This is a genomic window from Ruegeria sp. HKCCSP351, from assembly GCF_017872535.1.
In the GTDB taxonomy this organism is placed as follows: Bacteria; Pseudomonadota; Alphaproteobacteria; order Rhodobacterales; family Rhodobacteraceae; genus Ruegeria.
In genome coordinates this window covers 220,911-234,515 of sequence record NZ_JAEDOV010000004.1, presented here as the reverse complement: position 1 = coordinate 234,515, position 13,605 = coordinate 220,911, and the positions used below count along the sequence as shown (strand labels likewise).

Genomic DNA, 13,605 nt, shown 5'->3' with positions numbered 1-13,605 from the left:
GGGCAAACGGGTCAGGTCTTACAGCTCGCCCACGGCGACGCTTTTGATATTCGCCCATTGGTCATCCGCGGTTTTTGCGGTGGCGCCAACATCCTTCAAGAAGGCTGCCCGGGTTTCTGCATTCAGGAAAAGAAACAGTTTTCCGTCTGCGACAAGGTATTGATCCGGGTCACCGTCAAACTTCTTGCCGACCGATACACCGAACGAACAGAAGCCACCGTGCTGCGGCAGGTATGCAGCAGGGTTTGCTTCGAACGCTTCTCGGTTCGCGGCGGACGTGAAATAGTAGGAGGCTCCGTCATAAGTTGACGAGTGAGTGGCGAAGCCTTCGACCGGGTTGCCATCATTGACCAGTGCAACCAGATCAACCCCATGGGCGGCCAGCGGCGCACCGGCGGCTGAAATGCCGTTGGACACGTTGATTTCGTCAGCAGCAAAGGCTGGGGTGGACAGGGCAATTGCAGTTGCCATGGCGGTAAAGATGAGAGATTTCATGATATTTTCCCTTTGGTTCTGGTTTCGGGTCGACCGCTTTGTCGACCGACAAGGCAAAATTAGGGAAAGAATGCCGAACGTTTAATCTCAGATACGTCGCCAAATGTTGCAGATCGTACAAACGGTCGAATGGATTGCTGTTCTCACTCCAATTCTCCACGATACATCTCGTGACACAGGCAGCTGAGTGCCGGGTCCCGCGCGGTGTTTCAAGACACTTCACCCTTGCGCTGCACTCGAAGACACAACCATGTGGTCCCGCGTCCCAATACCGAGAAACCGCCTAAAGAAGACCCGACGCGAACCGTGCAAGCCATTTCAGTCAGAACCCGCTATTGTTCAGGTTGCTATGACGCTCGGGGGGATCAGCGTTAGGCAAGAGTTCCTGCGCGCGCTGCCGCGCACCATAGGCTTTGCACTTGCACCGGTTCAAGATTCAGCCTATACGCGCGCTGTCGATACAAGGGCGGTCAACGTCCGGATGACGTTTCTGAGCAGGGCCGGGTTACCTCGGCCCTTTGTGTTTGTTTGCTCAGGGGCGCACCGGGTCACGCCAGACGGCATCATGAAACAAGACCGGCGGAGACAACCGCTCGGCCAGCAAAAACGTACTGTAAAGGAAATGAACGCCACATGGCTAACGCATCCATGGAGGAATTCGAAGCCCTCCTGAATGAAAGCTTCGAAATGGACACACCCGAAGAGGGTTCTGTTGTCAAAGGCAAGGTTCTGGCGATCGAAGCCGGCCAAGCCATCATCGACGTAGGCTACAAAATGGAAGGCCGCGTTGATCTGAAAGAATTCGCAAATCCCGGCGAAGCCCCTGAAATCGCTGTCGGCGACGAGGTCGAAGTTTACCTGCGCGCCGCAGAAAACGCCCGTGGCGAAGCTGTCATCTCGCGCGAGATGGCCCGCCGTGAAGAGGCATGGGACCGTCTGGAAAAAGCATATGCCGACGACCAGCGCGTCGAAGGTGCAATCTTTGGCCGCGTCAAGGGTGGCTTCACCGTCGATCTGGGTGGCGCAGTTGCGTTCCTGCCCGGCTCGCAGGTTGACGTGCGCCCCGTGCGCGACGCTGGCCCGCTGATGGGTCTGAAGCAGCCGTTCCAGATTCTGAAAATGGACCGCCGCCGTGGCAACATCGTTGTGTCGCGCCGCGCCATCTTGGAAGAATCGCGTGCCGAACAGCGTGCCGAAGTCATCGGCAACCTGTCCGAAGGTCAGACCGTCGAGGGTGTCGTCAAGAACATCACCGAATACGGTGCATTTGTTGACCTGGGCGGCGTTGACGGCCTGCTGCACGTCACCGACATGGCATGGCGTCGTGTGAACCACCCGTCCGAGATCCTGACGATCGGCGAAACCATCAAGGTTCAGGTCATCAAGATCAACAAAGACACCCACCGCATCAGCCTGGGCATGAAGCAGCTTCAGGAAGATCCGTGGGATCTGGTTGCTGCCAAATACCCGCTGGGCTCGGTTCATCAGGGTCGCGTCACCAACATCACCGACTACGGCGCATTCGTCGAGCTGGAAGCCGGTGTGGAAGGTCTGGTGCACGTGTCCGAGATGTCCTGGACCAAGAAAAACGTCCACCCCGGCAAGATCGTTTCGACCAGCCAGGAAGTCGACGTCATGGTTCTGGAAATCGACGGCGCCAAGCGTCGCGTGTCTCTGGGCCTGAAACAGACACAGCGCAACCCATGGGAAGTGTTTGCAGAAACACACCCCGAGGGCACCGAAGTCGAAGGCGAAGTCAAGAACATCACCGAATTTGGTCTGTTCATTGGCCTCGAGGGCGACATCGACGGCATGGTTCACCTGTCGGACCTGTCCTGGGACGAGCGTGGCGAGGATGCGATCCAGAACTACCGCAAAGGCGACATGGTTTCGGCCGTTGTCTCGGAAGTGGATGTCGAGAAAGAGCGTATCTCCTTGTCGATCAAAGCTTTGGGTGGTGACAAGTTCGCAGAAGCCGTTGGCGGCGTGAAGCGTGGCTCGGTCATCACTGTCGAAGTGACCGCAATCGAAGATGGCGGCATCGAGGTTGAGTACGAAGGCATGAAGTCGTTCATCCGTCGTTCCGACTTGTCGCGTGACCGTTCCGAACAGCGCCCCGAGCGTTTCTCGGTCGGTGACAAGGTTGATGTCCGCGTAACCAATGTCGACAGCAAGACCCGCCGTCTGGGTCTGTCGATCAAGGCACGCGAGATCGCAGAAGAGAAAGAAGCCGTGGAACAGTACGGTTCTTCCGACTCGGGCGCGTCGCTGGGCGACATTCTGGGTGCAGCGCTGAAGTCGGGCGACTAAGCCCGGGGCGCATCCCAAGTATGATTTACGGCCCCGCATGGAAGTGCGGGGCCGTTTTTGTTGCGAATCAACGTGTTCCAAACACGCTGCTTAAACTCGATTATGTTCGCGCTTGAAGTGTGTAAATCAGTCTGTCGGGCAAAATTTCGCGTGAGAATATGGCAAAATAAAGCCTCAACACGCAGAGTATCCGTTCCCCCGTTCTGGGTTTTTTCCTATACTGTCAAAACAGTAGACCTGTCACACCGGCTGCCTGGGAGGGTATCACGAATGATCCGTTCAGAACTGATTCAGAAAATCGCTGACGAAAACCCGCATCTCTATCAGCGTGATGTCGAGCGGATTGTGAACACCGTGTTCGAAGAAGTCACCGATGCCATGGCGCGCGGCGACCGGGTCGAGCTGCGCGGCTTTGGTGCCTTTTCGGTGAAAAAGCGGGATGCCCGCGTTGGGCGCAACCCCCGTACCGGTGAAACCGTTCAGGTCGAAGAAAAATGTGTACCATTTTTCAAAACTGGTAAGTTGCTCAGGGATCGTTTGAACGGTAAAGCCTGACCTCATGATGCGTTACCTTCGATATGCTTTTCTTGGGACTCTCGGGATCGTTCTGATTTCCGTTTCCCTGGCAAATGTTCAGTCTGTGGAACTGAAACTGATGCCCGATGCTCTGGCCGAGCTTCTGGGCTTTAACGTCAGTACCTCTTTACCGCTTTTTCTGGTCGTTCTCGGTGGCGTTGTCGCCGGTTTGATCATCGGTTTCATGTGGGAATGGCTGCGGGAACATAAACACCGCCGCGATGCGACCGTGAAAAAGGGCGAGGTCCGCAAGCTTGAACGCGAAGTCAAGAAGCTCAAGAAAAAGCAGAACGAGGGTAAGGATGATATTCTGGCCCTGCTCGACGAGGCCAGCTGAGGCTTATGTCTACCGTTGTGTCCGTCAAGATCTGCGGTTTGACCGCCCCAGAACATGTGCGCGCTGCGGTTGAAGCTGGCGCGCGCTACGTCGGGTTCAACTTCTTTCCCAAATCGCCCCGTTACGCGCCGATACCGCAAGCCGCGGCGTTGGCCGCCGAAATACCAATCGGCGTCGCCAAGGTCGCTCTGGCCGTGAATTTCTCGGACGCGCAGCTTGATGAGATTGTCGCGGGTGTTCCGCTGGATATGTTGCAGCTTCACGGTGGAGAGAGTCCCGAGCGTGTGGCAGAGATCAAGCAGCGCTATGGCCTGCCCGTCATCAAGGCGATCGGTGTTGCCGAGGCCGAGGACCTGGCTGCGATTGATCTGTATTCCGAAGTTGCAGACCAGCTTCTGATCGATGCAAAGCCGCCGAAGAATTCGGAACTTCCCGGCGGCAACGGTCTTCCTTTTGACTGGCGGCTGCTGGCAGGTCGCAAATACTGGCGCAGGCCGTGGATGTTGTCCGGTGGTCTGAACCCAGACAATGTCGCTGAGGCGATCCGCATGACGGGTGCGCGGCAAGTCGATGTGGCGTCCGGTGTTGAAAGCGCACCGGGCGTAAAGGACGCTGTATTGATACAGGCATTTATCGACGCGACACGCTGATTTTGTTTGCCGCTGCAAGGGGGCGACATGGTGCGTTTTGTCATGGCAAATCCCGCTACGACCACCTATGACAGACAGGTACGACGAGGGAGACACCCATGGCCAACGATCTTTTCAATTCCTTCATGTCCGGCCCTGACGAGCAAGGGCGATTTGGCATCTTCGGCGGGCGCTTTGTCAGCGAAACGCTGATGCCGCTGATCCTGTCACTGGAAGAGGAATACAACAAAGCCAAGGATGATCCGACCTTCTGGGCCGAGATGGATGATCTGTGGGCCAACTATGTGGGCCGCCCCTCGCCTCTGTATTTCGCGGAACGCCTGACCGAGCATCTGGGCGGGGCGAAGATCTATCTGAAACGTGATGAACTGAACCACACCGGCGCACACAAGATCAACAACGTGCTGGGCCAGATCATTCTGGCGCGCCGCATGGGCAAGACCCGGATCATTGCCGAGACCGGGGCAGGGCAGCACGGTGTCGCGACAGCCACGGTCTGTGCGAAATTTGGTCTGAAATGCATCGTTTATATGGGTGCCCACGACGTGCAACGTCAGGCCCCGAACGTGTTTCGTATGCGCCTACTGGGGGCCGAGGTGATCCCGGTCACTTCGGGTCGTGGTACGCTGAAAGACGCGATGAATGACGCGCTGCGCGACTGGGTGACCAATGTGCGCGATACGTTTTACTGCATCGGCACAGTGGCCGGTCCGCACCCATACCCGGCGATGGTGCGTGATTTCCAGTCGATCATCGGCAAGGAAGCCAAAGAGCAGATGATGAAGGCCGAAGGCCGTCTGCCGGATACGATCATTGCAGCTATCGGTGGCGGCTCGAACGCGATGGGCCTGTTCTATCCTTTCCTTGATGACAAGGCCGTCAACATCATCGGTGTTGAGGCCGGCGGTAAAGGTGTAAACGAAAAGATGGAGCATTGTGCCTCGCTGACAGGCGGTCGCCCGGGCGTTCTGCATGGCAACCGGACCTATCTGTTGCAGGATGATGACGGGCAGATTCTGGAAGGCTATTCGATTTCGGCTGGTCTGGACTATCCGGGTATCGGGCCCGAACATTCCTGGTTGCATGAGGTCGGTCGCGCGACTTACGTCTCGATTACCGACAAGGAAGCGCTTGAGGCATTCCAGCTGTGCTGTGCCACCGAGGGTATCATTCCCGCACTGGAACCCAGCCACGCTCTGGCGCATGTCATGAAGATCGCGCCAGAGTTGCCCAAGGACCACCTGATTTGCATGAATATGTGTGGACGCGGTGACAAGGATGTTCAGACCGTCGCAAAATACCTGAACTTCGATATGTCTGACACCGAGGGTCGCACTGTCGGTTGATTTCGAACCGGGGCCACATGCCCCGGTTTACAATTTCGATCAATCAAGCTGCCGGGAAAACCCGTCGGTCCACCCTTGATTGTAGTGCCGCTCCGAAATGGCTTTCGGATCCAATTTCTGTTTCACCGGGCGCAGATGGATTGTTGCTCCTACCCGGCGTGGCATCCGGTTTTGTCACTGTATGCTCGCCCTCGCAAGCGATCCTTTTGGACCCGCCGGAGCCCGGTCAAAGAATCGCCCACAAGCGATATCGCCCTGTTCCACTTGCGCTCGAAGGTTTCCAAATGGTGGTCAGTGCGGCAAGTGGAGCCACACTGTTGTAAAATTGCTGAAATTTCAGCGATTATGTCCCTTCTGTCTTTGCAGACGAGTTTCCAGCGTAGCCTGCCTTAGGTTTCTTTCTCCGCGAGACGACACCGTAAATACTGGGTGTTTCAAGCTGTTTGAGAGTTAGCCTTGGTCAAAACCCGGTTGTTCTAACAACACGACGTGTCCCGCACGCCCCAGTTGATTCCTGCCGCGTTCTATACAGCGTCTTCCAATTGAATTAACTTCTCATTAACCGGCGATTTGCCGCCGGTTCTGGGGATGTCTCTGCGAAGATGGGGCAAGGATGACGCTGCTTGGGATGCGATTTTAACCCCGGGCACTCTGGTGTTTGGCACCCACGCGGTGCTGTAGGAGGTAATATGGTTTGGTCCGCAATTACGAGGCTGTCGTGCCTGGGTCTTTTGGTTTCCGCGCTTTTGATGGGAAGCGTCAAAGAGGGTCTGGCGTTTGGCAACCCTTCGTTTCCGTCCCAGACAGTCGCAACACCTAACGGCGGGCAGATTTTCTTTTCCAATCTCCAAAGTACTGCGACAGCGTTCATGTCGTTGGGCGGCTCGGGAGAAGGCCCGGGAGGATCGTTCTATTTCAACAATGGTGTTTTGACTCAACCTGCTATTACGCCAGCAGGATTGGCCAATCTTGGATATATTGGCGCGACGATACTCAGCCAGAATGGAGCCGATTCCACTTACGCCGCTGATGGCTATCTTGGGGTCATGTTCACCGCGCGCGAAACCGTCGGAGGGTCGCTTTACCTTTATGAAATAGCGCTGTCGGGCGTCACGAATACCCAGATTATCAACACTAGGACTTTGGCAGACACGACGCAGCCGACGGCCTCAATTGGTGCGCTGACAACAATCGGGAACGGTACGTTCCAAGCGGTGATCACACTGAGTGAACCCAGCACAGATTTCACGGTGGGCGACTTGTCGGTTACCAATGCGTCCGCAAGCCTGACAGGATCGGGATCCAATTATGTTGCGACGTTGACTGCGCAAAATAACGGTACAATTGAGCTGTTTATTCCCGCAGGCGTTTTTTCGGATGCCGCCGGGAACCTGAACCTTGCGTCCAACAGGGTCAGCACACAACAGGGTGTAACGGACACACAGCGACTGGTGCAGGCCTTTCAGAACGCCCGGGCCAACAGCCTCGTGACCAATCAGCCAGAGCTGACGCAGTTTCTTCAGCAATCAGGATCAGGTGCGCTGGACTCGTCGGTAACGCAAGGATCGGGGTTTCTGAAATTTGCAAGTGACCCAACCCACCCGGTCTGGTTCAATCTGTCCGGGAACTGGAGCTCTCAAAACGATTACGACAGTTCTTATGCCTTGGCCGTGGTGGGGGCGCATGGCTGGGTGAACTCGAACCTTCTGATCGGCGCCATGTTGCAGATCGACTATGCCGAAACCGAAAACGGCCCGGCCAGCGTGGATGGCACAGGGTGGCTGGTCGGACCTTATGTCGTCGCCAAACTGCCCAGCCAGCCGGTGTTTTTCGAAGGGCGCGTTCTGTACGGTCAGGCTGATAACGATATTTCTCCACTGGGCACCTATACCGACAGTTTCGATAGTGAACGCTGGCTGATCCAGTCGCGCGTAACCGGAGAGTTCAAGCGCGGTGACCTGACGCTTATGCCGCTGCTGGATGTTAGCTATGCCAGCGACGATCAGGAGGCTTATACCGATAGTCTGGGCAACCTGATCCCACAGCAGGATTTCAGCCTGACCACTGCACGGCTGGGTATGGATTTCAGTCACCCAATCCAGGTGTCGCGTGGTCAGATGATGCTGACCGGTGGTCTGTCTGGTATTTGGAGTACAACATCCGGCTCAGGCACTGTTCCTGGCGTGACACCGATAGGGGATACCGCCCGCGCCCGCGCTGATCTGGGTTTTGATTACCGGCTGGAAAACGACAGCCTTCTGGCTGCAAACCTGTTCTATGACGGTATCGGCGAAAGCGGTTTTGAAAACTACAGTGTCAGCCTGATCTGGCAAATGGCATTCTGAATCAGCCATGCGCCCCTTAGGGGGTCCTTTAGGTCTTTGCCTTATTTTGAAGCAAAATGTCGAGTGGTACGATCTCAAGCGCGCGTTGATGTGTCGCCTCCAGATGAACCTGCGGTGCACATCCTTCGTCATGAGCTTGCAAAAATCGGCTGGCGCATAAACACCAACTGTCGCCGGGGCGAAGGCCTGGAAAGTCGAATTCGGGTCGTGCCGTGCTCAGATCATTGCCGACATATTTTGAGAATGCCAGAAACTCGGCCGTCATCACGGCGCAGACGGTATGACTGCCCTGATCCTCGGGGCAGGTATTGCACGCGCCATCCCGGAAGAACCCTGTCAAAGGGTCGCGAGAGCACGGGGCCAGAACGCCACCCAGTACATTGATACTTTCTTGTTTCTGCATAATGGCATCTTACAGACTTTCCGCAATCTTGCGGAACATTTCGATGTTAAGATCATTCACGCCGGGTTCACGGAACAGCCTGTCTGCACCAGTGGACACAATCAGAACGCCCCTGGGCTGGTTGAAATACATGTATTGCCCATAGACGCCACGGGCCAGAAACTCTCCTTCATGCGCGCCGCGGGGAATCCACCATTGATACCCGTACCCGATCTCTCCTTGTGCGGTCGGTGCGCTGGGTTGGGTGGCTTCGAAAATCCATTCGGCAGGAACCAGTTGTTTTCCATTCGCGATGCCGTCCTGCAGGATCATTTGTCCGAACCGGGCGAAATCACGTGTGGTAAAGTTGAGGCCCCCCAAAACAAAAGCGACCCCTGCACCATCAGTGATGTAGTATCCGTCCCGCTCCAGCCCCAACGGTTGAAGGATCTTTTCCGTCAGAAGGTCTGCCACGTTCCGCCCGGTCGCACCGCGTATCACCATGCCCAGAACATGGGTGTCGATCGACACGTATTGCCAGGTTTCACCCGGCGTCGCAAAGCTGTCTTGCAGCGAGGCTGCGAAATCGTCCAGCTCACCACCCAGGGCAACCACACGCCCCATCCGATTGATGTCGGAATTTGGGTCGAGATAATCTTCATCAAACGTCACGCCGCTTGCCATGTTCAGCACGTTGCGGATCGACGCGGTTTCATACGCGCTGCCTTTCAGTTTGGGCGCATATTTGACGACCGGGTCATCCAACGACCCGATTGCGCCCTCTTGCAGCAGGATACCGAAAAGCGCCGAAAGATAGCTTTTGGCGACCGACCAGGAAATCCTCCGGTCATCCGGCCCGGTGCCAAGATAATATTCCTCGAATCTGATCTTGCCGTTCTGCATGACCAGCAACGACGTGACCGATCGTTCATCGATCCAGCTGTCGGTTCCTTCCGGCAAGTCGAATCCTTCGCCATAAGGCAGGTCCCAGGTTGGCGCGTCTCCGCGCGGCAGGTTTACGGTCAGAAAAGCCTCGTCCATATGCGAGAAATTGTGAACGATCTTCTCTTCCGAAAATAACGAGTTTACGGCCAATAGGCGCTGCAACTCTTCGCGCTTCCACAGCCCGACGGCAGTGGTGGCCAGAACCAGCGCCAGTACGATGCGCAGCACCCACTTCAATATGGATTTCATCGCATTGCCTCCCTAGTTGGCCGGTATTGGAACGCGGGAGGTTGCATTCTGCAACCTCTACGTAACGGAAAGAGGCCGGGGTGCTACCTGAATTTGTCCAAAAGCTTCTGCATGGCAGACCGGTCGTCATCCTCGGTGTCGGGTGCGGGCGTTGAAGGTGTGTCGGCTTTAGGTGCAGCGGTTTTTGATGATCGCGGCGGGGCAGTGCGCAATGCAACTGCATTCATGAACTTGCCGCCCTCGTCCTGTGCCAGGTAGGGTGCCCCGTCCGAAACACCCCGAAGAACGTCGTCCAGCCAACTGGTTTCGGATTTCGCGAAATCACTGAGCACGTACCCCGAAACCATTTCCTTGCGGCCCGGATGCCCGATCCCAAGGCGTACACGGTCATATGCCGCCCCGATATGCTCATGGATCGAGCGCAGTCCGTTATGCCCGGCGTGCCCGCCCCCTGCCTTGACGCGCAATTTGCCCGGGGCAAGGTCCAATTCGTCATGAAATACAACAACGTCGGTGGACTCCAGCTTGTAAAACCGCATCGCCTCACCCACGGATTGACCCGATCGGTTCATGTAGGTCTGCGGTTTCAACAAAAGGACTTTCTCAGTGCCAAGCCGACCTTCCGATATCTCGGCCTGAAACTTCGACTTCCAGGGGCCAAACCCGTGATCTGCAGCGATCCGGTCCAGGGCCATGAACCCGATATTGTGCCGGTTCCGGGCATATTTCTGACCCGGGTTTCCCAATCCAACAAACAGCTTCATGTTTCTGTTCTGCCTTTGTCACTTCAAAGACATTTCATGCCCGGAAAACGTCAGGAAATCCAGTCGCGCGTGAATGTCGGGTCCCAAAAAAAACGGGGCTCACCCGAGCCCCGTTTCAAAGTCGGAAATTCTATTCCTAACTTATTCTTCTTCTTTGCCGACAACTTCGACTTCATCGGCTGCAACTTCAACTTCTTCATCTTCGTCGCTTGTGGACAGGCCAGTCGGCGCCGAGATGTTGGCAATCACAAAGTCACGGTCGATGGTCGGTTTGGTGCCCTCAGGCAGATCAACCGACGAAATGGTCACAACGTCGTTGATGTTCAGACCGGTCAGATCAACCGTGATCTTCTCGGGAATGTCGCCGGCGGTGCACATCAGTTCGACTTCCGGGCGGACAACCGTCAGAACGCCACCCTTCTTAATGCCAGGGGCTGCATCCTCATTGATGAACTCAACAGGAATGAACAGCGCGATCTTGGTGGTCCGACGCAGACGCATCAGGTCCAGATGGGTCGGCAGGTCTTTGACAACGTCGCGCTGAACGTCGCGGCAGATAACGCGGACATCTTCGTGACCTTCAACCTTGAGGTTCCACAAAGTCGACTTGAACCGGCCCGCTTTCAGGCGCTTGAACAGGACGTTGAACGGAATCTGGATTGGCAGCGGATCTTTGTCGCCACCAAATACGATGCCCGGAACCATGCCGTCGCGGCGTGCCTGACGAGCGGCGCCCTTGCCTGTCCCCGTCCGTTCCAGAGCTACGAGATCAGGAATCTCACCAGCCATGATATATTCTCCAATGTTAGGGCGGGCATCCTCCAAGGCTGTATACCCGCGTGAAGCCGCGTCCTTAGCTTGATTCACCCGATTTGGAAAGAGGTATTTCTTGCCATGCCGTTCGGTTGGGTTCTATCGCCTGTCCTGGAGTATTTATCTGGCGAACGACTGAAGGATCCCCAGCTTCATCTGGCCAAAAATATCCCGGGGGAGGCGCCCGGAACGGGCGTCGGGGGCAGAGCCCCCTTGTGAAACATCGCTTACGCTTGCCAGCGGCCCCCGAAGTTTTCAGGTATCAGCAGATTGTGACGCCCCAACGCTGCCACGTTTTTCTCACCACAAAGCGCCATTGTCGTATCAAGCTCCCTCTGGATCAGCTCAAGCGCCGTAGTGACACCTTTCTGACCCATGGCACCCAGACCATATACAAACGCGCGGCCAACATAGGTCCCTTTGGCCCCAAGCGCCAACGCCTTGAGCACGTCTTGCCCGGATCGGATACCACTATCCAGATGCACCTCGATATCGCCCCCAACCGCATCCATGATCTCGGGCAGGACACGAATTGAGCTCAGCGCGCCGTCAAGCTGACGCCCTCCATGATTTGACACAACAATCGCATCGGCACCCAGCTTGGCGGCCATCCTCGCGTCATCCGCATCAAGGATGCCCTTGAGGATGACTTTCCCGCCCCATTGCTCCATCAGTTTTTCAACCTTGGACCAGTCCAGGCTGGGGTCAAACTGTTCTGCGGTCCAGGCCCCCAATGAAGACGCGTCCGAAATACCATGCACATGCCCCACGATATTGCCGAACTCGCGCCGCTTGGCCTGCAGCATTTCAATGCCCCAGGCCCATTTGGTCATCAGGTTGGCGATGGTTTTTGCCGTCAATTTGGGCGGGGCCGACAGACCGTTTTTCAGATCTTTGTGCCGTTGGCCCAGAATTTGCAGGTCGAGTGTAACCACCAACGCGGAGCATTTTGCGTCTTTTGCCCGCTGGATCAGGCGATTGATGTAGTCCGTGTCCTTCATCGTATATAGCTGAAACCAGAAGGGCTTGTCGGTATACCCGGCCACATCTTCGATCGAGTTGATGGACATTGTGGACAGCGTAAAGGGTACACCAAATTCCTCGGCGGCTTTGGCGGCCTTCATCTCTCCGTCTGCATGTTGCATCCCCGTCAACCCGACCGGGGCAAGCGCCACAGGCATTGAAACGTCTTCGCCAATCATTTGCGAAGATGTCGACCGACCGGACATATCGACCGCAACCCTTTGGCGAAGGCGTATTTTTTCAAAATCGGTCGTGTTTTCGCGAAAAGTCTGTTCTGTCCAGCTGCCGCTTTCGGCGTAGTCATAGAACATACGGGGCACGCGGCGTTCATATATGCGTTTGAGGTCTTCGATATTGGTGATCACAGGCATGAAAACAGGGCTCCGCGTTCATTGGTTAGTTTTCTTTACCAATTCATTCCCAAGGCTGCAATGTTTTGACGCTACAACAATGAGTCACGAAATACCCGCCGCGGTACCCGCGACGGGTTACAATTCTCGCATGTTGGCTGCGAAATCAGGCGCTGTGCGCGCCATCCGAAAGAGATTTTACAAAGGTCAGCACGTCGGCCACAGGTTTACCTGCGCCGATCTGACTGACGATCGCTGACCCGACCACCGCGCCGTCCGACACCGAGGCGATATTGCGCGATTTCTCGGGCGTGTTGATCCCGAACCCCACGATCACCGGCAGATTGGTCGCGGCCTTGATGCGGGCAACCTCGGGGCCAACATCTGTTGCCTCTGCCTCGGCTGCGCCTGTTATCCCGGTGATCGAAACGTAATAAACAAAGCCCGAAGTGTTTTGCAGAACACGAGGCAGGCGTTTGTCATCCGTAGTTGGGGTCGCCAGGCGAATGAAATTCAGACCTGCCGCTTGCGCGGGCAGGCAGAGTTCTGCGTCCTCTTCGGGGGGGAGGTCCACCACGATCAACCCGTCAATACCAGCCGCTTTTGCATCGGCCAGAAACGCGTCGACACCGCGGCTGTAGATCGGGTTGTAATACCCCATCAGGACAATGGGGGTTGTATCGTCTGTTTCCCGAAACGTTCGTGCCAGATCCAATGTGCGTTGCAAGGTCATGCCCTGCTCAAGCGCACGTTGGCCCGCAGCCTGAATAGTAGGGCCATCGGCCATCGGGTCGGTAAAGGGCAGGCCCAGCTCGATAACATCCACGCCAGCGCCTGGCAGGCCTTTGACCACTTCAAGCGAAGTGTCATAGTCGGGATCCCCGGCCATGACATAGGCGACAAAGGCCTTCTTGCCTTCAGCTTTCAGGGCGGCGAACTTGGCGTCGATACGGGTCATCGGATGTCCTTGCACTCGGGTTTCGACCTGATGTGCAGAAACTTTGACCGAAAATCAATCCC

13 protein-coding genes are annotated in these 13,605 nt (G+C 56.1%); 6 read left to right on the top strand and 7 right to left on the bottom strand.

Going from position 1 to position 13,605, the window contains the following annotated elements; translation table 11 throughout:
* Positions 1-18: 18 nt before the first annotated feature.
* Positions 19-495: a YHS domain-containing (seleno)protein gene (locus I9182_RS10755; RefSeq protein ID WP_209505404.1), complete on the bottom strand. Its 477-nt coding sequence runs from the start codon at positions 493-495 to the stop codon at positions 19-21.
* Positions 496-1,128: 633 nt separating this feature from the next.
* Here I9182_RS10755 and rpsA point away from each other — a divergent pair.
* The 6 genes from rpsA to I9182_RS10725 all read left to right on the top strand — a co-directional run bounded on the left by rpsA (position 1,129) and on the right by I9182_RS10725 (position 8,059).
* Positions 1,129-2,805 (top strand): 30S ribosomal protein S1, encoded by a 1,677-nt coding sequence (gene rpsA, locus I9182_RS10750; RefSeq protein WP_209505405.1) that lies wholly within the window; start codon positions 1,129-1,131, stop codon positions 2,803-2,805.
* 270 nt (positions 2,806-3,075) lie between these two features.
* A complete protein-coding gene (gene ihfB / locus I9182_RS10745) occupies positions 3,076-3,360 on the top strand; it encodes an integration host factor subunit beta (protein WP_050603110.1) in 285 nt (94 codons plus the stop codon).
* A 7-nt stretch (positions 3,361-3,367) separates the two neighbouring features.
* Positions 3,368-3,718: a LapA family protein gene (locus tag I9182_RS10740; RefSeq protein WP_209505811.1), complete on the top strand. Its 351-nt coding sequence runs from the start codon at positions 3,368-3,370 to the stop codon at positions 3,716-3,718.
* 5 nt (positions 3,719-3,723) lie between these two features.
* On the top strand, positions 3,724-4,368 hold the full coding sequence (locus I9182_RS10735; protein WP_209598220.1) for a phosphoribosylanthranilate isomerase: 645 nt from the start codon (positions 3,724-3,726) through the stop codon (positions 4,366-4,368).
* 98 nt (positions 4,369-4,466) lie between these two features.
* On the top strand, positions 4,467-5,714 hold the full coding sequence (gene trpB / locus I9182_RS10730; protein WP_209505407.1) for a tryptophan synthase subunit beta: 1,248 nt from the start codon (positions 4,467-4,469) through the stop codon (positions 5,712-5,714).
* Between the two features lie 689 nt (positions 5,715-6,403).
* Entirely contained in the window at positions 6,404-8,059 is a 1,656-nt protein-coding gene (locus tag I9182_RS10725; RefSeq protein ID WP_209598219.1) for an Ig-like domain-containing protein, read from the top strand.
* A 28-nt stretch (positions 8,060-8,087) separates the two neighbouring features.
* On the opposite strand, the gene I9182_RS10720 is transcribed toward I9182_RS10725, so the two are convergent.
* The 6 genes from I9182_RS10720 to trpA form a co-directional block, all read right to left on the bottom strand.
* On the bottom strand, positions 8,088-8,462 hold the full coding sequence (locus tag I9182_RS10720) for a DUF2237 domain-containing protein (RefSeq protein ID WP_209505410.1): 375 nt from the start codon (positions 8,460-8,462) through the stop codon (positions 8,088-8,090).
* A gap of 9 nt (positions 8,463-8,471) precedes the next feature.
* Complete coding sequence (locus I9182_RS10715) at positions 8,472-9,635, bottom strand: serine hydrolase (RefSeq protein WP_209598218.1); 1,164 nt, start codon at positions 9,633-9,635, stop codon at positions 8,472-8,474.
* 83 nt (positions 9,636-9,718) lie between these two features.
* The gene (gene pth / locus I9182_RS10710; protein WP_209505414.1) at positions 9,719-10,399 is read right to left on the bottom strand and encodes an aminoacyl-tRNA hydrolase; all 681 of its coding nucleotides are present in this window, start codon (positions 10,397-10,399) and stop codon (positions 9,719-9,721) included.
* A gap of 141 nt (positions 10,400-10,540) precedes the next feature.
* Positions 10,541-11,188 carry a 50S ribosomal protein L25/general stress protein Ctc gene (locus I9182_RS10705; protein ID WP_209598217.1) on the bottom strand — a complete coding sequence of 216 codons (648 nt, stop codon included), beginning with the start codon at positions 11,186-11,188 and terminating at the stop codon, positions 10,541-10,543.
* 251 nt (positions 11,189-11,439) lie between these two features.
* Entirely contained in the window at positions 11,440-12,606 is a 1,167-nt protein-coding gene (locus tag I9182_RS10700) for an alpha-hydroxy acid oxidase (RefSeq protein WP_209598216.1), read from the bottom strand.
* 145 nt (positions 12,607-12,751) lie between these two features.
* Positions 12,752-13,543, bottom strand: coding sequence for a tryptophan synthase subunit alpha (gene trpA / locus I9182_RS10695; RefSeq protein WP_209505421.1), 792 nt, complete (start codon positions 13,541-13,543; stop codon positions 12,752-12,754).
* Positions 13,544-13,605 lie beyond the last annotated feature (62 nt).

Excerpts from the sequence above, each read along its gene's own strand:
- I9182_RS10755 (WP_209505404.1), bottom strand. The coding sequence starts at position 495 with ATGAAATCTCTCATCTTTACCGCCATGGCAACTGCAATTGCCCTGTCC.
- rpsA (WP_209505405.1), top strand. The coding sequence starts at position 1,129 with ATGGCTAACGCATCCATGGAGGAATTCGAAGCCCTCCTGAATGAAAGC.
- ihfB (WP_050603110.1), top strand. The coding sequence starts at position 3,076 with ATGATCCGTTCAGAACTGATTCAGAAAATCGCTGACGAAAACCCGCAT.
- I9182_RS10740 (WP_209505811.1), top strand. The coding sequence starts at position 3,368 with ATGCGTTACCTTCGATATGCTTTTCTTGGGACTCTCGGGATCGTTCTG.
- I9182_RS10735 (WP_209598220.1), top strand. The coding sequence starts at position 3,724 with ATGTCTACCGTTGTGTCCGTCAAGATCTGCGGTTTGACCGCCCCAGAA.
- trpB (WP_209505407.1), top strand. The coding sequence starts at position 4,467 with ATGGCCAACGATCTTTTCAATTCCTTCATGTCCGGCCCTGACGAGCAA.
- I9182_RS10725 (WP_209598219.1), top strand. The coding sequence starts at position 6,404 with ATGGTTTGGTCCGCAATTACGAGGCTGTCGTGCCTGGGTCTTTTGGTT.
- I9182_RS10720 (WP_209505410.1), bottom strand. The coding sequence starts at position 8,462 with ATGCAGAAACAAGAAAGTATCAATGTACTGGGTGGCGTTCTGGCCCCG.
- I9182_RS10715 (WP_209598218.1), bottom strand. The coding sequence starts at position 9,635 with ATGAAATCCATATTGAAGTGGGTGCTGCGCATCGTACTGGCGCTGGTT.
- pth (WP_209505414.1), bottom strand. The coding sequence starts at position 10,399 with ATGAAGCTGTTTGTTGGATTGGGAAACCCGGGTCAGAAATATGCCCGG.
- I9182_RS10705 (WP_209598217.1), bottom strand. The coding sequence starts at position 11,188 with ATGGCTGGTGAGATTCCTGATCTCGTAGCTCTGGAACGGACGGGGACA.
- I9182_RS10700 (WP_209598216.1), bottom strand. The coding sequence starts at position 12,606 with ATGCCTGTGATCACCAATATCGAAGACCTCAAACGCATATATGAACGC.
- trpA (WP_209505421.1), bottom strand. The coding sequence starts at position 13,543 with ATGACCCGTATCGACGCCAAGTTCGCCGCCCTGAAAGCTGAAGGCAAG.